This is a genomic window from Hoeflea sp. IMCC20628 (assembly GCF_001011155.1).
GTDB lineage: Bacteria > Pseudomonadota > Alphaproteobacteria > Rhizobiales > Rhizobiaceae > Hoeflea.
The window spans coordinates 1,024,706-1,044,165 of sequence record NZ_CP011479.1 but is presented as its reverse complement, the minus strand read 5'-3'; the positions used below and the strand labels follow the sequence as shown (position 1 = coordinate 1,044,165).

Here is a 19,460-nt window from a genome sequence, read left to right as displayed (position 1 = left end):
ATTTAAAGGAGTTTGTCGCCAAACAGGCACTCGAAATGCTACTGCGCAAAAGCATGATCAGGCATCAAGGCGAAGAGGAATGTGATATCCCGCCTCCGAGAAACTCGCAGATCGTCCGGGTTGTTGAGCAGTCACGCCTGACAGTAAAATAGACGCTCGACAAAGCTTGGCATTCCGAGCCTTCACGGGTATCGAACCGCATTCTCTTAGATGGCCTCCAGATGCCACCGTTTGCGGCTCGGCCGTGTTCCCTAAACCCGCCGTTTCCTTATTTCTGCGGCGAAAACCGGACCGACCATGTTCCACCAGAACGGTATGGTCTCGTGGCTAACCTCAATACCGTGTTCGTGCAGCATATCCTATACATTTCGCGACGCTATGCGACCGCCCTGACCCGCTCAAAAATTACATTCTGATAATCTCCAAATCAGACCTAGACCAAATTCGTCGCACAAAACTTATGAACCAAGAGTGCTACCTTACACCGATATGGTCTCATTCTCTGGGCGAATATCTGTCAGCCGGCCATCGAAGTGGCGCAAATAATGATCTTTTCTAGGGTGATCGAGACAAGCGGCTTCGTTCACTTCAATCCCCAGGCCCGGCATGTCGTTGATGGTAATGTATCCGTTGGAAAAAACCACATTCTCTCTGCAAACATCCTTTCGCCACGGAACATCACTCATCATCGTTTCAAGGATCGAAACTGCGGGCAAAGCTCCCGCCAAATGGATATTCATGGCGTTAGCAACCGGCCCCATGGGGTTATGGGGCGCGACCGGGATGAAGCTGCTTTCGGCCAGTGAGGAAATTGCTTTCAGAGCCTCCAGACCACCCACGTGGCAGACGTCCGGTTGCAAATAGTCCGCGGCTTTTGCCGCGATCAGCGCCTGGAACGATGCAGGGTCATAATATCGTTCTCCCGTGGCAATCGGGACCGGGCTCAAGGCTCTAAGATCACCGAGGGCACCGATATTTTCCGGAGGCAGTGGTTCCTCGAACCAAAGCGGCTCGAATTCCTTCAGCGAGCGCGCAATCCGCAGCGCCGTGGCCTGGTTAAACCTGCCGTGGCCTTCGATGATAATATCGACATGCTTTGGAACGGACGCCTTCACCGCTTCCACGATCCCCATTGCAGTCAATAGTTCAGTGGGGGTCAAATCCATATAGGCAGAGCCAAATGGATCCCATTTCAGGGCCGTATATCCGAGCTCAACGACAGCTTTGGCTTTCTCGACGAATTCATCCGCTGTCTTTGCTCCGGTGAACCAGGCATTGGCATAGCAGCGAATTTCATCACGCACCTTGCCGCCAAGCAGGTCGTAAACCGGGACACCAAGCGCCTTGCCCTTGATGTCAAACAACGCGGCTTCGATGCCGCTCAGGGCACTGCGCAGAATCACACCGGTACGGAAGTAGCTTTGCCGATGAATCTGCCCGACCAGCCGATTGATTTCGAACGGATCCTTTCCGACGAGAAATGGCGTGGCGGTATGGATGGCTGCTGCCACGGCTTCGTCATTGAACTCGACGGTCGCCTCTCCCCAGCCATACAGGCCTTCATCGGTCTCGATTTTCACCAACACCAGATTGGCACGGAAGAAGTCAACGATATATGTTTTAACAGACGCGATTTTCACTTTTCAAACTCCCTCATACATTTGAGCATGTCATCACGCGCGCTCGCCGCATGATGGCGCGCCACTGCGCCTGCCGTGCTGACGTCCCGCCTGAACAGTGCTTCAATAAGCCTGCGGTGCTCTTCGACGATCTCTGCAAAACGGCCAGGTTGAAATCCGACATGGTTGCGCAGCATGACGATCGTGTTCTGGTTCTGTTTGATGATCCGCTTGGCGTCAGCATTTCCGCCCAGATCGGCGATGATGACATGAAGCTTTTCGTTGTGGAGCAAGAGCGCCTGGTGGTCGTCGTTGCGGACGGCTTCGACAACCAGTTCCTGCGCCTTCTCGATTTCCGCAAAGGCCGAGAAGCTCATTTTCATACAAGCAGTCTCTGTCAGGTGCGCTTCGAGCACACCGCGAACATCGTAGATGTCGCGAACATAGTCGTGGTCCACATGGCAGACTTCCGCGCCCTTGTTGGGGATGATCTGAACCAGCCGCTCGCAATGCAATGTGCGGAGTGCCTCTCGCACCGGCATGGTGCTGGATTGGTAGCGCGCGGCGATATCAGAGATCTTGATCCGCTCGCCCATGGCGTATTTTCCGAGGATAATCTCCGACCTGAGAAGATCCGCGATGCGGGTCACCGAGTACCCGGTATGTGCAATATTGTCTGTATCAGGCATAGGAAAACCCCTTTTTATGTAAGGCCGGCGGCCAAGCGCTCCAATCCTTCAAGTCAGATCGCATCGGCCCAGTATCACCGCATGACGCCGCCACCATCAATATCTAGCGATATGCCAGTCACATGTTTGGCGCCGTCCGAAGCAAGGTAGAGCGCGCCTGCAGCCACGTCCGATGGTTTGGCAAGCCCCAAGGGAACGGTCTCCATGATCTTCTCAATTGCCTCTCGTGGATTGGTCTTCCAAAGCAGTTCGGTATCTGTCTGTCCGGGCGTGATGACGTTGACCGTGATCTTGTCGACCGCGACAGTCCTTGCCAGGGATTTCGCGAACGCGAAAAGTCCACCCTTGCTGGCCGCATAGGCGACATGGCCACGCAATGCGCCACGAAACCCGGTGGGAGAGCCGATCAGAAGGATGCGTCCACCTCTGCCATTGTCACGCATGGATTTCGTCGCCCGCTTGGCACACAGAAACGAACCCGTGAGATTGACGTCCATGATGGTTCGCCACTCGTCCAACTCAAGCTCGAAGATGTCGCCCTTGTCCGATAGGCCCGCGGAGGCCACAAAAATATCCACGCCGCCATACTGTTCGATGCAATGGTCAAACAGCCTGTCAACGGATTCCGGATCTGTCACATCGACTTGCCGGCCTTCGGCGGCTCCACGTGCAATTGCAATCCGCTCAGCAACTCTTACTGCAGCATCGGCGTCGATGTCGGCAACGACAACACGCGCGCCAGCCCTGGCGAATTCCTCGGCAATTGCCGCACCGATGCCGCCACCGCCGCCCGTTATGACGGCGCATTTTCCATCAAGACTGATCTCTACACTCACCGTCGGTTCCTTTATTTGTGCGGCAAGCGCCCCGCCTGAGGCGCTTGCGATAATCCGAATTCCAATTTTGCGTCGATCGGGTTACTTGGCGTCCAAGCTCTGAATACTGTCGAGCAACCCCTTGGACCAAAGACCCTCGTCTTCAAGCATGCGTCCCTTTGCAAGCGTCGCAGCCTGCAATGGGGCCGTATCAATATCGGTAAGGGTAGCGCCGGTCGCCGTCATCTGGTCGAGAACGCCCTGCATTTCTGCCTGAGCCTCTTTGTACGCCCAATCAATGGCACCCTGTGCAGCTTCGCCCAGAACCGTGCGCTCTTCATCGGTAAGCGACTGGTAACGTGCCTCATTGATGATGAGCGCTGTGCTGCTGATCGTGTCGCCCGTGGTGACAATATTCGGACCCGACAAATGGAAGTTGTTCGGGAACGTGTCCGATGGATTGCCAAATGCCCCGTCGATAACACCGGTTTTCATGGCCAGGAATACCTCGGAGAAGTTCAGCGGGGTCGGCACTGCGCCCATGGCATCCCAACTGTCAATGAACACCCTGATCTGCGGCACCCGAACCTTCAACCCCTTGATGTCGTCAGCTGACTTGATCGGAACGCGGGAGTGGAAGTAACGTGGCTGCGTCGAGGTCGCGGCCAGGACACGGATCCCTGTTTCTGCAGCGATTTCCTCAACGATCTTGCCAAATTGCTCGCTCTTGAAGAATGCGTTGAGGTGATCTGTGCTGTTGAAAGCAAAGCTCCAGTTCAAGACCGCGAGGTCGGGATGAAAGCTCGACACCCAAGCCATGTCCGTTCCCATGATATCCACGGCACCCGAGATTGTCTGGTCCATCACCTGGGCCGCGTTGCCGAGAACGGTCCCCTCAACGTGGTTGATGGCGAGCGTCGAGTCCGCTTCTGCAACGAGATCCCGAAACTTGTTCCCCACCCGATTTCCAAGCGACCCGACGGCGTTGACCGTCGATGTTGTAAGCGTGGTGTCAGCGCGTGCGACAGATGGTTGCGCAAGGCTTGCGGCAAATGAAAGTGTGGCGGCGACCGCCAGTATCCCGAAATGTTTCATATCTCTCCTCCGTGTTTCGAATGACGTCTTTTCCGGCATTATATGATCATATGTCAACCAATAGTTTGAATTTTCATAGACTGATTGATAAGAAAATACAATTTTCGAGCGGCAATTGGTTGATTTTTGCTGTTATATGATCATAAAGAGTGAAAGCCTAAATGGCGCCGGAGAGGGAAAAATGTTGAATTTCGCACGAACGCTCCGAGTGGTAAGCCGAATTGAGCTTATCGCCGCAACACTGCTGCTGGCGCTGATTGTCGTCGTCATCCTAAGTCAGGTGGTTTTGCGCTATGGCTGGAACTCGCCAATACAATGGGTCGAGGAGATATCCACCGCATCGATGATCTGGCTTACGTTTCTCGCCGCCAGCCTGATCTACAAAGAAGGCCGTCAAATGCGCCTGTGGAGCCCGGAAGATCACACCTCCGGACGGCTGAGCCACTTGATCGGTATTGTTACCAATCTCCTGATCCTCGCCACGTCGGTTTATGTTGTCTGGATCGCCCTGCCGATTGTCAGCATCGAAAACAAGTCCGTCACCACGTCCCTCCCGATTGACCTACCCAAGGGCTGGGTCTTTTCCGTTCCTGTTATTATTGGATTCTCGTCGATCTCCCTGACAGCGGTTTATTTCACGCTGAAGGGGCTGTTTGGTTTCATGCAGAAGCCGGTGACCTTGCCAGACCTGTCTCCGATTCCGCCGCTTCAGCCTTCTACCGAGGAGGCACTCTAATGCTGCTCACGCTTCTGCTTGTCTTTGCACTCACCCTCGCGGTGGGCATGCCCGTCGCCTTTTCCATGCTCATCAGCAGCATCGCGGCGCTTCTCGTGGGGGGCACTTTCCCGTCAATGATTATTGTCCAGCGGATAGCGCCTGGATTGGACAGCTTCCCGCTTCTGGCCATCCCGTTGTTCGTACTTGCCGGAAACTTTCTCAACAGCTCAGGCATTGCACACAGGATATTCGACTTTGCCGCCACGCTGGTAGGCCACATCAAGGGGGGGCTGGCCCATGTCAATATTCTTGCCAGTCTGATCTTTGCGGGGATGTCAGGTGTCGCCTCAGCGGACGCCGCAGGGCTTGGGCAGATCGAAATGACACAAATGAAGCGCGCGGGATACGAGCCAGCGTTTGCCGCTGCGCTGACCGCCGTCTCATCCGTCGTCGGACCGATCATCCCGCCAAGCGTGATCATGGTGATTTATTCGGTCCAGGCCAGCGTTTCGCTCACCGACCTGTTTCTGGCCGGCGTCATCCCGGGCCTCATGTTTTGTACCTTTCTGATGGGCACGGTCTTCATCATGGCCCATACCGGGCGCATAAATGTTGAACCCGAAAAAAGAGCCACATTCCGAGAAGTCGGCCGTGCCGGTCTTCGGGCGTTGCCGGCTATCCTCGCGCCGGTATTTCTGCTTGCGGGGCTGTTTCTCGGGATAGCCACGCCGACCGAACTCGGCGCCATGATTGCTGCCTACGCACTAATCCTGGGCTTCACCCAGGGCAACATGACCGTGCGCCACGCACTTGAGGCATTCTTTTCCACCGTTCGAACCTGCGGCGTTCTCATCTTCATCGTGGCGGCATCGGTTCCCTTTGGTTGGATCATTGCGGTTTCAGGGCTCTCAAATTCCTTCTCCGGCTTTGTCACATCCTTTGCCAGTTCCCCCCTCCAAATTCTGCTGGTCATCAGTGTCCTGCTCTTGATCGCCGGCTCGGTCATAGAGACCGGCGCGCTGATGCTGATTGCCATCCCTATATTTCTGCCAACCATCCTCGCTGCAGGCATCGATCCTATTCACTTCGGCATCGTATTGATCCTTTGCTGCCTTGTCGGTGCAATCACCCCGCCGTTCGGGATCATCCTGTTCGTCATGATGGACGTGGCGCAAATCAGCATAGGCAAGCTCAGCCGAGCGGTATTGCCGTTCTATTTTCCCATTGTCGCGCTCCTGATCGTGATTTGCGCCTTTCCCATGATCAGCCTGTTTCTGCCAGTGCTTCTCGGCGGGATGTAGCGATGGGAGACATTTCAGAACCACACGGTTCCACTCCGGAAGATATTTCAGTCTGGAAAACCGGGGCGGAAGTGACCGAATGCCCCTATTGGGATCATCAAACGGGAAGCTTGTTTTTCGTTGATATCCGAAAGCCGGCGCTGCACCAGTATTCGGCTGAAGGCGCAGCGATGCGGTCCTGGCCACTCCCGGAACCTGTAGGCGCTTTCACGCTGCTTGAATCCGGTGCCCAGGCCATTGTTGGTCTTAAATCAGGCCTTGCCAGGCTTGATCTTGAAAGTGGCGTCCTTGAGCGGTTGCTCGACCCCGAACCAGACCTTCCAATCAATCGCCTCAACGAGGGAAAGGTCAGTCCCTGCGGAAAGTGGTTTCTGTTTGGATCCATGGACGAATCCGGCACCAACAAGCCCACAGGTTCGATCTATGCAATGTCCATGACAGGTGAACTCCACAAACTCGTCGAAGGCCTCGTCGTCGCCAACGGCCTGGCATGGAGCGTTGATGGATCAACACTGTATTATTCGGACAGCTGGGCATCGACAATATGGCAGTGTGACTGGAATGCCGACATCGGAAAAATATCGTCGGTTCGGATATTTGCTGAAATCGCAAAGCAGGACGGCGCCCCCGATGGCGCTGCCATGGACCAAGAAGGATGCTATTGGTCTGCGGGCGTCTCCGCCGGTTGCCTCAACAGATTCGCCCCCGATGGAACGCTGAAGTCTAAAATCCGGCTCCCGGTTCAGGCCCCGACAATGCCCGCTTTCGGACCGCCTGAGAGTGAAACGATGTATGTCACGTCACATCGCCGGATTCAAAATCCCACCGACATGGACGGTGGGATAGTGACTTTTCCAGTGCCGGCATCCGGGGTCGCAGTCCCCCGGTTCAAGATGTCAACTTGCGACGCAGGCGAAAGCAACAGCCCCTCGCCTGCGTGACCCGATGGGGCAACATCCCAAAGCAAGCGCCGGAGTTACTCACTCTCCCGGCTATCCAAGGCAAGGCGCGCAATAGCTGCAATCCCTCAGCCACAACCACATTACAGGCCATGGCTGTACCTAGGAAACCGACACGGCTCTACACCAAGCATCCATATCACCGCCTAAGCACACCAAACCAGCAGCCATCGGTCCATACGCAGATTTGTGAACTAATGCCAGACACCCTGAGAGCATGCTATTCAGCATAGCCCTTCGGTCTGCGATCTTCAGGAATCAAGCGCATGAAAGCCCTTCCCATGACCTCGGCATGATCTTCGGCGGACAATTTTGCGAGTTCCACTTTCAGTATCGCCAGTTCGGGTGCAAGGCCCGGCGCATCAGAGGCAAACAGCACTCGTTTGCTGCCCATTCTCGCAACCGGGCGGCTGACAGCCGCCTCGGGAATATCGGGCGTGCACGATATTTCGACATAGGCGTTGGGCAGGTCCTCAATAATGTCGGGAATGAAATGGATCACGTCCGGGTCCATGCCCAGATGCGCCATGATCAGCTTAGCCTCGGGATATCGCCTGGCCAGCGCGGCAAAATGATAAGGCGAGCAAATCTTCGTGTTGAAGTCGGTGTGGATCAGAATTGGAATATCGTTCGCGATCGCCGCTTCGCAGATTGGATCGACGAGCGGGCTATCAATCGGATAGAAGCCATGACCGGGCGGATAAAGTTTGATCCCGCCGAAGCCACGGTCGAGGTTGCGATTCAACTCATCAATGGCCTCGCCGCGATACCATGGATTCAGAATCGCGAACGGTATGAAACGATCAGGATACTGCGCCGTGGCAGCGGCGACATAGTCGTTGCCCTCGATGAAATGTTCTGGACGTACAAGCCCGGGGGCAGGTGAAAAAATGCAGGCATAATCGATGCCACACCGTTCCATCAATTCGATCTGGTCTTCAGGGGTGTGTTTCTTCAACCCCCAGATTTGTTCTCTAATGCCTACATTCACGTGTGCGTCGACGATCATCTAGATACCTCAATTCGGCTTGCTATTGTTTGTGTTGGAGTGACCATCCCATTGATATTATTCATGGTCAGGAATTAGAAATACATTGCTGATGTCGATATCGAGCGTCGAGCCAACTTCAATATCCGCTATCTCGCCCTGCTCCTGCGACAGATCCATTGTCAAATCACCCGAGTCAGTATGCAGAATGATCCGGTAGTGAGTGCCCATAAAAGAGACATCAGCTATCTGGCCGGAAGCGCGGTTAATCTGGCTGGTCTCTGTCGACTTTTTGCTGGCCAGGCGAAAATTTTGGGCCCCGACAACTGCAACAACCCGATCATCAGGTTGGAAGACTGTGGACGCCGTCCCGCGCAGTGTGAAAATGCCCCACTGCACAGTGATCGCGTCCTGCTCGACCCCGACAACCTGTCCCTTCAACAGATTGTTCATACCGACGAAAGAGGCGACGAAACCGGATGCAGGACGCAAGAAAATCTCCTTGGGGGTGCCGCGCTGAACCACCCTTCCTGATTTCATCACCAAGATCTCATTGCTGATTGCAAATGCCTCGGCCTGATCGTGCGTGACATAGACAATGGTGATGCCGAGTTCGCTTTGCAGACGCCGGATTTCAAATCGAATACGTTCACGCAACTGGGCATCGAGATTGGCGAGGGGTTCATCCATCAACAGAATGTCGGGCTCTATCGCCAGGGCGCGAGCAACCGCGCTGCGTTGCTGTTGTCCGCCAGACAGTTCACGCGGTACGCGGTCGAGAAGCGGTGCGATATCCATGAAATCGGCGACTTCGCCGACTTTTCGACGAATTCTCTCCGCCGTCCAACCCCGAACATTCAAGCCATAGCCAATATTGGCACCAATACTCATATGCGGAAATAATGCGTAGGATTGGAAGACAAAGCCGCAGTTGCGATGCCATGGCGCCAGGTTTGTAATATCCTTTCCGGCAATCGCCATGCTGCCGGCAGTCGGGGCGATAAGACCGCCTATCATTCGCAGTGTCGTTGTTTTGCCGCAGCCGCTGGGTCCGAGCAGGGTCGTCAACTTGCCTGCCGCGACATCGAAGGACACGTCATCGACGGCGACTACATCGCCGTAGGTCTTTCGCAGGCCTGTGACTGCAAGATTTTTTGGATTCTGCTTTGATGCGATTGTCATCGGCGGGTCTCCAAACGCAAGATTGCCTCGGCGGCAGTAACAAAAATGAGCGAGAACAGAAGCAAGATCGATCCGAGCGCCGCAGTTACCTGCGGCAGTCCGAACTGGGTCGTCTGGAACACTTGCACTGACAAGGGTACGAAACCCGGTTGAATGAGAAACAAGGTGATAATGAAGTCATTGATCGAACGAGCAAAACCAAGAATTCCGCCCGACAGGATCGCAGGCACAAGAAGAGGCAGAATGATTTTCAAGAACGTGGAGAAAGGCCGGGCACCCAAAGTCGCTGAGGCCTCTTCGATGGCCGGATCGATTGTCTCGAAACCAGCAATAATTGGCCTTGCCGCATAAGGGATCACGATAATGGTGTGAACGAGGATCAGCACGAAGGCAGGATGCATATCGCGCAACGGTGTGGAATTTAGCAATTGGAGATAGGCTAGGCCGAGAACCACGCCAGGGATGATGATAGGCAGGACCAGCATCTGGCGAATGAAAGCCTTGCCGCGGAACTCGTAATGGGTGGTTGCATAGGCGAGAGGCAGGCTGACAAGAATCCCTGTGATGACAGCGGGCACCGAAATCATCAGGCTCGCACCGAGCGCCGGCAACAAACCGCCGGTTCGCATCTGATACCAACGCAAGGTGAACTCTTGGGGTATCAATGTGATGCGTGGATTGAAACTCTGCAACACGACAATGACTAGCGGCAGGACCACATAAAGCGCGAAGATCAGCATGATCGCCCACATCAGGATCCGGAAAGGTGAGTATTTTCCAGCCATTCAAATGCCCCTCATCTGGGGTTGTGCCGACCGCTGTGCCTGCAGGAAACGTTCCGCCGCATACTGGCCGGCGGCCGCGATTAGAAGAAGAACCACAGCCATCGCGGCAGCAAGCGGAATATTGAGGCTGGTGCTGCGTGTCTGCGCCAGGATTTCGAGTGGCAAAATGGTAAACTTGGCGCCGCCGCTGCCGAGCACGAGGATGACGATGACCAGGCTCATGGCATAGGTGAAGGTGATGGCCATAGCCGCACCGATGGCCGGCAGCGCCTGTGGCAGCATGACCTTTCGGAATGAAGCGAACTCGTTTGCGCCAAGCGTCAACGACGCTTCGAAAGTCTCAACATGTATAGCCATGAAACCCGCCTTCGAGATACGCACGAACATGGGGAGAATGAGGTACACCGTCCCTGCGATGACACCGGCAATTGTTCCCGGCAGCCGCACCGCGCCGCCAAACAACGCCTCACTCACGACGCTCAGTGCCCCGCGCTGGCTGAAAAACAGCAACAATGCGTAGCTGGCAAGAACACCAGAGAGATAGATCGGCAATGAAGTTATCCATTCGAGGATCCGGCGGCCGGGCGTATCTTCGCGGGTCAGCTGAAACGCGATAGGAACACCTAGCAAAGCAGAGATGGCAACAGAAACAACGGCGATCACAAACGTGTTCCAGGTTGCTACGAGATAGTAGGGCTCCGTAAAAAGAAGACCGTAGTTACGCAGTGTCCAACTGGTCTGGCGCAACTTTTCGAGATCGAATATCTCAAGATCAAGATTGTGATTGGTTGTGAAGCTTTTCACAAAGATGGCGATAACGGGAAGTCCTGCAAGCAAGGCATAGAGCACTATAACTGGGAGCAGTAGAAGAATTATCCGCAGGTTTTTCATCAAATCCGCCTTCGTGAAACCGGGCAAAGGTTACACCAATGCCCGGTTGGTTATAGACAAGGTTGCCTACTGCTTGATGCCCTTGACCCGTTTGTCGATCTCGTTGGAAAGCTCACCGAGGCGGGTCTTGTCCTCACCTACGGATTCGGTCCAATGGCTCCAATCAGGCAGGTATGAGATCTCGAGCACTTCGCTAACCGTCATGCCGCCGAGCCCGATCTCAACCAGATCATTGTTGGTCAACTCAACAGCGTTGTTGACAGCAATAGATGTGCCCGCCTTGTTCATAATAAAATCCTGAACATAGGTTCCCAAGAAAAAGTCAAGGAACTTCGCCGCACCCTCGGCATTCGGGCCGTCCTTGATCATACCCAGGCCATTGAGCATCAGGACCGGAGATTCAGGCATCGCCGAGGCAATTGGAGCACCCGCCTGATTGGCGGCAAGCATGATATGTCCGATAGACGCAGGACCAAGATCACCTTCACCCAGAGCAAGGGATTGGACCATTTCGCCCGACGAGCTCACCCATGTCGAGGAGTTCTCGTACATTGCGAGCACGGTTTCCCAAGCCTTGTCTTCACCTTCGTTTGCCGCGATAGCCATCCAGATCCAGGCAGACAAGTCGGAGGCAGGTGTACGTTGAATAACCCGATCCTTCCATTTCGGATCAGCTAAATCGGCCCAGGATTTGGGTGCATCAGCGACGTCAACTACGGAGGTGTTGTAGGCTATGTGGTAAATGTCGTAGCCGAACACGCCAACACTATCGAATTTGAAGCGTGCATCTACATCCTTGGCGTTCGCCATACCGTCCCAGGCAATATTGCCCAACACACCCAGATTATTGGCCTGAAACAAGTAGCTGGCGCTGCTCAGCAACAAATCGGCCTTGGGCGCGTCTTTTTCGGCCAGAACGCGCGAATACATCTCTAGGCCACCGCCCGACACGTACTGAACCTTGATCCCGGTCTCGTCCGTGAACTTGTCACCCCACTCGGAGAACCATAGGTCCCAGTCGCCGGACCATCCGTAAATCGTGACAGTCTTTTCCTGTGCGACTGCCGTCGTCAACGTGGCCAGCGCGAGTGTGACAGCCAATATCAATCTCTTCATGATTACCTCCAGTGTGGTTTCATTTTTGCGAGCAGTCCGGTGACGCCAGAGCGATCCCGACCATTATTTAGAACTTTATTCAGACAAATAAAGCTACTAATCATGGATTATGCAAGCAAAAAATAAATCTTGCGCAACGACTAAGGCTCACTTAGTCTGTTTTTAGCCGTATCGGTTATCGGCGTGTCGCCCGTCCATCTCCCCCCTTTGAGTAACAAGGGGAGGAAATGTACGCCTCTATGTGGAAGCAATTTGTGGCGCCAAGCGTCCGGTACGAAAGTCGATCAGGCCTGAAGCCTCAAGTGGGAAAAATTGGCTTGGCAAATTGGATCGAACAGCGGGACATACGGAAGAATGAACATTTTGCGCAATTGGATGGCTGATGACTGACAGCGACGATCAGGTAGAATTTCCAAATCGGGTTTATGCACAAACCGTTTTGAAGCCGTTATTCGAGGATACCCGGAACAATTTTCTGCCTGCGCTGTGTCGGGTAAATCGAGCGCATTGCGTTATGCTGGCCAATTGCAACCTCTTGAGCGCGGATCAGGCCAGCAAAGTTGCATCCGGCTTGATTAGGGTCGAGCAAGATCTCAAGGAAAAAACCGTCGCCTACGATCCGAAGCAGGAAGACTTATTCTTCGTGATCGAAACTAGATTGAGCGAGGCGATCGGACCAGACCTGGCGGGGCGCCTTCATACAGGGCGCAGTCGCAACGACATGGACCACACCATATTCAGGTTGGAATTGCTCAATCATATCGACCATCTCGCAGCTTCGGCTATTCGGTTGGCCGAAACCCTTTACCTCAAATCGGTTCGCGAGGCGCGCACGATTGTGGTCGCCTATACGCATGGCCAGCCAGCGCAACCGACAACTTTCGGTCACTATATCGCCGGTGCGCTGGAGGTATTGCTGCGCGATATCACCCGGCTTCTGGCAGCCCGACAAGACGTCGACCGCTCACCAATGGGCGCAGCCGCAATCACCACCACAGGCTTTGAGATCGACCGTCAGAAAGTCTCCGATCTGCTAGGTTTTGCCGCTCCGACAGAAAACTCCTACGTTTCGATTGCTGGCGTAGATTATCTGACTGCGACTTATTCGTCGCTCAAACTGCTTTTGCTTCATCTGGGACGAACCGTTCAGGACATGCAATTCTGGACCAGCCTCGAAGTGGCTCAGCTTCATGTTCCCGACGATCTGGTCCAGATCAGCTCGATCATGCCGCAGAAGCGCAATCCGGTACCCATCGAGCACATGAGATTGCTCGCCTCCAGGGGAATGGGCGAAGCCGAAACTATCATTTCGACGATGCACAACACACCGTTCACCGACATGAATGACAGCGAGGGCACGATGCAGGTGACTGGCTATCGCGCCTTTGAAACCGCTGAACGGGTGATGGCGTTGCTGTCGACGTTTGTGGAAAAGTGCAGCATCAAGACAGACATGGTGGCGCAAAATATCGACCGCTCGTGCATTACCATAACCGAATTGGCCGACACGCTCGTGCGTGACGAAGGCCTCTCGTTTCGCGAGGCGCATGAAATCTGCGGCGATGTCGCCCGTCAGGTCTTGGCCTCCGGCGGAACGCTGCAGGGCAACGGTCATACCTTTCTGGCCAAAGCCTTCTCGGCAAGGATGAGTCGGCCCGTGAACATGACTGCGCAGGCCTATGCGCAGGTGGTATCGCCGGAACACTTTGTTGCCGTGCGCGAGCGCCCCGGTGGGCCGGGGCCGATGGCGATGCAGGCGTCATCAGCAGTATATCGAGAGACGATTGATGGGTTCACGCAGCATTTGAATGCCGCGCAAAACCGAAAAACGGAAGCCGACGAAAAGCTCCGGACAGCGTTTGCCGAGCTTCATCAAGCAGAACACCAAGGAAAGCCATGACCACGCCAACAGCAACTGACGGACCGCAGCAAGCTCTCGACAAGAGCAGGGTTTCGTTCTCCGGACAATCGCGGGCGCGCCGAACATCACTGCGCACAGTTCTGCGCGCGGTGATCGAGCACAAAGCGATCTCTCGCGCAGAACTGTCACGCCAAACGGGCCTTTCCAAGCAAACGACGTCCGAAATCGTGAACTATCTGACACTTGACGGATGGCTTCGGGAAGCAGGAAAAACCAAGGGCACAATTGGGCGCAGCGCGACCAAGTATGAACTAAACAGCCGGAGAGGCTTTGTGATTGGCGCTGACCTCGGCGGCACGAAGTTGTGGACTGCATTGTCCGATCTTTCAGGAGAGGTGCTGGCCGAGACAACGACCGAGACCGATCCGCGCGGTGGCGAACACGTGCTGGATCAAATCGCAAGCCAGATCAATACTCTTGCCAGAAAGGCGGGCATCTCGACATCCTCTATCCTGTGTGCGGCAATCGGGGTGCCGGGCGCCTACGATCCGAAGACAGACAAGCTACGGTTGACCTCGAATATTGAGGGGCTTGATGGCCCCGGCTTCGCCCAGGCACTGCAGCAACGCGCTGCAATACCGTTCTTCGTAGAAAACGACGTCACGATGGCCGCCAAGGGTGAGCTCTGCCGCGGCAAAGGCCAGCAATTCGACAGTTTCGCATTTCTGGCCATAGGGACAGGAACCGGACTAGGAATCGTATCTGAAAAGCGATTGGTGCGCGGCGCCGGCGGCGGTGCTGGCGAGATTGCCTGGCTGCCGTTTGGCGGCAACGCATTTGACAGCCGCAATTTTCGCTCTGGGACATTGGAAAGCTCTGTCGGCAGCGCCATTTTGGTGCAGCGCTATTTGGCGCTCGGAGGAACATGTGCCGAGACGGTTGCCGAAATATTTTTGCAGCTGAATAAGGAGGAAGACGCGGCTGTCAAGGTAATCGACGAAGCCGCGCGCATCTTCGCTGAGGCGATTCTGGCGATTTGCGCGGTGTTAGATCCGGAAATCATCATCACTGGTGGCAGCGTGGGTTCGCGACCCGAGCTGATTCAGCGAATACGCGACCTGCTTCCTCTTTGCATGCCGAACCCAGTTGCTATCGAGATAAGTCCGCTTGGCCCACGTGCCGCCTTGGTTGGCGCGATCGGAATGGCTATCGACCGGGTCCACGAAACCCTATTCGATCAGTAGTTGTCCGATGCCGCCGCCAAACGGGACACCCTCACAGTCAATCGCCATGCACACTGATCTCCCATCTTCAACCGCTGTTACCGTCAGGCAATTCGCCTCTGCCGACGCCGCATCGCGCGCGCTAGCCGACGACGTGACGGCCGCGATCGCGGCAAAACCGGAACTGATACTCGGACTGCCTACCGGTAAGACGTTCATCGCAGTATACCGCGCGATGGTGGCATCTTACCGAAGGAAGGAGCTTTCATTCAAATCGATACGTAGCTTCAACCTGGACGAATACCTCGGTCTTTCGCCTGAGGATTATGGTTCATTCGCCCACTACATGAAGATCCATTTTTTCGATCATGTCGATATCCACCGCAACAATGTCCATATACCAAGCGGCACTGCGGATGACGCCATAAAGGCTGCAGAAGCTTACGAGGCCCTGATTGAAGCCCAGGGAGGGATTGATATGCAATTGTTGGGAATTGGACGAAACGGGCATATCGGATTTAACGAGCCCGGCTCCACTCGAGAATCTTGTACTCGGGTGGTGGACCTGACGGCGTCCACACTGGCGTCAAACACATCAGATTTTCCACACGGACATCTACCTCCGACCCAAGCCATTACCATGGGAATCGACACCATATTGAGTGCACGCCGCATAATCCTATTGGCAACAGGGCAAGCGAAGGCTGCGGCAGTGTATAGCGCGCTTCACGGGCCTATAAGCGTGAATAATCCAGCATCCTTCCTACGCTTCCATGGGGATGTGACGCTGTTTGCTGACGCCGACGCCCTCTCCTACTCAGCAGATTCTCTTCCGTAAGGCCCCTGATCTAATCGGATGAACTGCCCCCTCAACCCCGGACGCTGATATTGTGCGGTGTTCCGGCAACAGAAGATGGAGCGGCAACCCAAAACGCACAAAAACGAAGTTGCGGCGCAATTTACGCAATTATTGGGCCGACTGGCGCGTAAAGCCCGTTCGATTTGTCAGATCGAAACGTCGTTGGATTGCTTACTATGCGCTTACTAGCGGAAAAGCAAAAGAGCCATCAGCAACATAAGCATTTGAAAAGATGGTGGGCGCGCACGGGCTCGAACCGTGGACCCGCTGATTAAGAGTCAGCGGTTATGACAATTTCGGGGACGATGTCAGTTAACAGCAGTCTAATTTTCATGCGCAACAGCATTGTCAACATATTGAAAATGCTGAAGTTACTGGAATTGTACGTGTTAATGTGGCTCATTTTGGGATTACCGATGTCTCTGATTGCTTTTTTGGCATGTGACCCTAATGTGACCCTAACATCAATCTGGGTATCAGCGCATGGTTAAAGTTCACATCAACGGCAACACATTGACGGCAGCCAGATCGGCCGCAAAGAAGCGTGAAATACTGGAATACCGCGATCAGGATACACACGGTCTGATGCTCCGTGTGCGCAACGGTCAATGCCTCTGGTTCTGGGCGACAAGAGATGGAAAGACAAGCCTTTGTCGTCTGGACACCTTCCAGGATGACGAACTGGGAAAGCTCCGCTCCTTGGTAAAGCGTCTCAAATTAGAGGTCAAAGAGGATCGCGATCCCAAAATCCTCATTGAGGCATTCGTTAAATCAGGCGGCGTAGATATCCAGAAATCCGTCGAGGTGGCTGGTGTCGCGGCTGGTGAATGGATTTGGGAGACGATGCGAGATCGGTATCTCGACTACGTCAAAGATAATTTGAGTGCAGCTACATATGCTGGACATCGAAAAGCAATTGGCGCTTACCAAGAAGGCGTCATTGCTGGAGACTTCAAAGGCCTGTGCGGAATGCCGATCAAGTCCATCACCCCGAGCGACATCAGCGGCGTGCTGTTGTCTATCCAGGAGAGAGGGAAAGCCAAAGGCAAGGGCGCAAACTGGAATCAAATGCGGTTGACACACTCCGCCATCCGCGGGTGTTTCAAATGGGCGACAAGTCCCGAAGTCTACAAAGATTCAAAGCTTGAAATGAACGTTTCGCTCATGGTGTCAGTACCCACACGCCCAAAAAAAGATGCTACCGATATCCGAAACAAAGCCACCTTCACGGCTATTCTCGCAAGCCCGCTTCAGCTCCACAATTTTGCTTTCAAATGGCTTGGTGCCAATTACGAATGTGATGTCAGTATCATTAATGCGATACGCCTACAGATGCTGACAGGACAGCGGATCGAGACAGTACTGTCAGCACACAAATCCGAGTTTGTGAGAACGAAGGGGCGACCCTGGAAATATGTATGGGCGCTGGGACCAGACAAGATGGGAGCCTATCGTCTGCTGCCACTGCCAGATGTGTGCAGTTCTTTGGTTCACGACATGCTCACCAGTGATGAGCTTGTCGTCGAAGAGAACGTCCACTTGTTCCCGCCGTTGCGTCCAGAGAAGGGAAAATCAACTGATCGATCTAAGGGACATCTCAGCTACTCGGCTATCAAGAATGCCATCGTGGCAGCTCGAACTGAAGACGGCCCGCTGCCGACGACATTCAAAGGAACGCATGATCATCGAAGAGCATTCACGACGCATCTCGATGACTGGACGAGCTTGGGCTTCGTCGACGGAAAGTCCGTTGAGACGGTAACCCACAAAAACGAAGGAAGAGAAAGCGTCTCCCAGAGCATCTATAACTACGACGATAAGCTCAAGGAAAAACATAAGGTCTTGCAGACTTATGAAACCAAGGTATTGTATGCTACGACAGGTGGAATTCAGGACGAATATCACGACCGATATTGGTCTCTGGAAGAATAATATTAATGGATGTCATTAATCCCGCGACGTCATATATTCACGACGTGGGTCACAATGACGATTGCCCGGTCCTTGCGAGCCGAACAAAATGCCACACCTCAAACATCGCAGCATTTTTATTACCATGACTGGCCGCGTCGATTTCCGATTAATCGGCGCCAATTATGTCTTTATAGATTCAATCGATCTACCGAGATGTTTAGCTAACTGACGCCATTTATGCCCATTGCGTCAAGCTCAGAACTCGGTTTCAGACCAATATTTCTGTCCATTCGCCGACACTTTGAGTACATCACCCATCGAGCGTTTGCCAAACCCACGCCGCGACGCTCTCATCGGCACTGACGTCTCCGACAACTCAAGCTTTCGCAATAACCCCTCTCCCAACGGCTCCTCGGCATGAGGTAGGCCGTTTTGGCTGCGACCAACGCAATCCATTCTCTCAATTCGCTGACGATGAATTCTGGGCGTTTTCACTGACACCATGCAGGTAAAGAATGCCTGTTTCCTCAAGGACTGTCCGGGTCACAGAAGCCTTGCTGTATGGACATGCCTATGCATTCTTCGGCGGGGAGCCTCTGAGCAGGCCCCGTGCCGATGACCGCGACAACCATCTGGGTCTGGTTTCAGCCCATATGGCGCCGCGCTGCAGCCAGGTTCTTTCGGGTCCAGTCACGCTCCATGGCGCGGCAAGCAGCGATGTCGTCCTGATAGGGCAGCCAGTGCTCCACAATCACGCTCATGCTGTCGTCCCGGATCGGCAGTGCAGCGAGCACCGCGTCGGCATCAATGCGACCCTCTCCCATAGGTCGGCCGGTGATGGTGAAGCCGACACCATAAGCGTCAGGAACAATCTGATAATCCTTCAGGTGCAGGTTGATGGCATATGGTGACAAGATGCCCACCGTCACCATCGGCCATTCGCCGGCGCAAATCGAATTTGCAACGTCGAGACACACACCCAGCACCGGATTTTCGACGAGCAACAGCAACTCGACCATCCGTTGCGATGGAAAGTTGAAATGGTTCTCAATGGCGATGCGGCAGTTGATCTGCCTTGCCCGCTCCAGCAATGGTGCGAACTCGCTGGCAAGATCGGCCACCGGGCGAACGGCGTCGGCCGCATCGAGCGCTATGCGCAGGATGCGCGCATCGATGGTCTCGGCGATGTCGAGATAGGCTTTGACCTGTGCGGCATCAAAGGATTGCGTGCCCAGCTCGAGTGCGACGCCATTGGCTCTGGCATGGGTCGCCAGAGCCTCAAGTTCGGAATTGTCCAGCCGGTCCAGCGGCAGATTGTCCGCATACTGGACAACCTCGCAGCCTTCAGCGATGGCAAATTCCAGTACCTGCATTGCAGTCATAGGGTTATCGGGCACACGATCCTTGTGCCCGATAGACCAGCGAAAACAGTATGTCCCCAGCCC

General features: G+C 54.4%; 17 protein-coding genes. 7 read left to right on the top strand and 10 right to left on the bottom strand.

Translation table 11 applies throughout. The features are described from left to right. Positions 1-479 precede the first annotated feature (479 nt). From IMCC20628_RS04865 to IMCC20628_RS04850, 4 genes are all read right to left on the bottom strand, one after another. Positions 480-1,640 carry a mandelate racemase/muconate lactonizing enzyme family protein gene (locus IMCC20628_RS04865; RefSeq protein ID WP_047029275.1) on the bottom strand — a complete coding sequence of 387 codons (1,161 nt, stop codon included), beginning with the start codon at positions 1,638-1,640 and terminating at the stop codon, positions 480-482. Next, a complete protein-coding gene (locus tag IMCC20628_RS04860; RefSeq protein WP_082128013.1) occupies positions 1,637-2,308 on the bottom strand; it encodes a GntR family transcriptional regulator in 672 nt (223 codons plus the stop codon). The genes IMCC20628_RS04865 and IMCC20628_RS04860 overlap by 4 nt, the downstream gene beginning before the upstream one ends. 74 nt (positions 2,309-2,382) lie before the next feature. Beyond that, entirely contained in the window at positions 2,383-3,144 is a 762-nt protein-coding gene (locus IMCC20628_RS04855) for an SDR family NAD(P)-dependent oxidoreductase (RefSeq protein ID WP_047029273.1), read from the bottom strand. Between the two features lie 81 nt (positions 3,145-3,225). Further along, positions 3,226-4,218, bottom strand: coding sequence for a TRAP transporter substrate-binding protein (locus IMCC20628_RS04850; RefSeq protein WP_047029272.1), 993 nt, complete (start codon positions 4,216-4,218; stop codon positions 3,226-3,228). Positions 4,219-4,399: 181 nt separating this feature from the next. Here IMCC20628_RS04850 and IMCC20628_RS04845 point away from each other — a divergent pair, with 181 nt between their 5' ends. Genes IMCC20628_RS04845 through IMCC20628_RS04835 form a run of 3 tightly spaced genes read left to right on the top strand, consistent with a single transcriptional unit; the run spans position 4,400 to position 7,178 of the window. Continuing rightward, positions 4,400-4,954, top strand: coding sequence for a TRAP transporter small permease subunit (locus IMCC20628_RS04845; protein ID WP_047029271.1), 555 nt, complete (start codon positions 4,400-4,402; stop codon positions 4,952-4,954). Then, the gene (locus IMCC20628_RS04840) at positions 4,954-6,237 is read left to right on the top strand and encodes a TRAP transporter large permease (protein WP_047029270.1); all 1,284 of its coding nucleotides are present in this window, start codon (positions 4,954-4,956) and stop codon (positions 6,235-6,237) included. The genes IMCC20628_RS04845 and IMCC20628_RS04840 overlap by 1 nt, the downstream gene beginning before the upstream one ends. Before the next feature lie 2 nt (positions 6,238-6,239). Continuing rightward, positions 6,240-7,178, top strand: coding sequence for an SMP-30/gluconolactonase/LRE family protein (locus IMCC20628_RS04835; RefSeq protein WP_052766300.1), 939 nt, complete (start codon positions 6,240-6,242; stop codon positions 7,176-7,178). 238 nt (positions 7,179-7,416) lie between these two features. On the opposite strand, the gene IMCC20628_RS04830 is transcribed toward IMCC20628_RS04835, so the two are convergent. From IMCC20628_RS04830 to IMCC20628_RS04810, 5 genes are all read right to left on the bottom strand, one after another. Continuing rightward, positions 7,417-8,205 carry an amidohydrolase family protein gene (locus IMCC20628_RS04830; RefSeq protein ID WP_082128009.1) on the bottom strand — a complete coding sequence of 263 codons (789 nt, stop codon included), beginning with the start codon at positions 8,203-8,205 and terminating at the stop codon, positions 7,417-7,419. Positions 8,206-8,262: 57 nt separating this feature from the next. Further along, positions 8,263-9,366, bottom strand: coding sequence for an ABC transporter ATP-binding protein (locus tag IMCC20628_RS04825; RefSeq protein ID WP_047029268.1), 1,104 nt, complete (start codon positions 9,364-9,366; stop codon positions 8,263-8,265). Then, complete coding sequence (locus tag IMCC20628_RS04820) at positions 9,363-10,151, bottom strand: ABC transporter permease (RefSeq protein WP_082128008.1); 789 nt, start codon at positions 10,149-10,151, stop codon at positions 9,363-9,365. The genes IMCC20628_RS04825 and IMCC20628_RS04820 overlap by 4 nt, the downstream gene beginning before the upstream one ends. Next, the gene (locus IMCC20628_RS04815; RefSeq protein WP_082128007.1) at positions 10,152-11,042 is read right to left on the bottom strand and encodes an ABC transporter permease subunit; all 891 of its coding nucleotides are present in this window, start codon (positions 11,040-11,042) and stop codon (positions 10,152-10,154) included. 66 nt (positions 11,043-11,108) lie between these two features. Further along, positions 11,109-12,158 (bottom strand): extracellular solute-binding protein, encoded by a 1,050-nt coding sequence (locus tag IMCC20628_RS04810; protein ID WP_047029265.1) that lies wholly within the window; start codon positions 12,156-12,158, stop codon positions 11,109-11,111. 382 nt (positions 12,159-12,540) lie between these two features. On the opposite strand from IMCC20628_RS04810, the gene argH reads away from it, so the two are divergent. From argH to IMCC20628_RS04790, 4 genes are all read left to right on the top strand, one after another. Then, on the top strand, positions 12,541-14,058 hold the full coding sequence (gene argH / locus IMCC20628_RS04805) for an argininosuccinate lyase (RefSeq protein ID WP_047029264.1): 1,518 nt from the start codon (positions 12,541-12,543) through the stop codon (positions 14,056-14,058). Then, a complete protein-coding gene (locus IMCC20628_RS04800) occupies positions 14,055-15,263 on the top strand; it encodes an ROK family transcriptional regulator (protein WP_082128006.1) in 1,209 nt (402 codons plus the stop codon). Before argH ends, IMCC20628_RS04800 begins: the two co-directional genes overlap by 4 nt. Positions 15,264-15,309: 46 nt before the next feature. Continuing rightward, positions 15,310-16,080 (top strand): glucosamine-6-phosphate deaminase, encoded by a 771-nt coding sequence (locus tag IMCC20628_RS04795; RefSeq protein ID WP_047029263.1) that lies wholly within the window; start codon positions 15,310-15,312, stop codon positions 16,078-16,080. Positions 16,081-16,584: 504 nt separating this feature from the next. Next, positions 16,585-18,033, top strand: coding sequence for a hypothetical protein (locus IMCC20628_RS04790; protein ID WP_047029262.1), 1,449 nt, complete (start codon positions 16,585-16,587; stop codon positions 18,031-18,033). Positions 18,034-18,659: 626 nt separating this feature from the next. Here IMCC20628_RS04790 and IMCC20628_RS04785 read toward each other — a convergent pair. Further along, positions 18,660-19,397, bottom strand: coding sequence for a TIM barrel protein (locus tag IMCC20628_RS04785; RefSeq protein ID WP_245307879.1), 738 nt, complete (start codon positions 19,395-19,397; stop codon positions 18,660-18,662). Positions 19,398-19,460 lie beyond the last annotated feature (63 nt).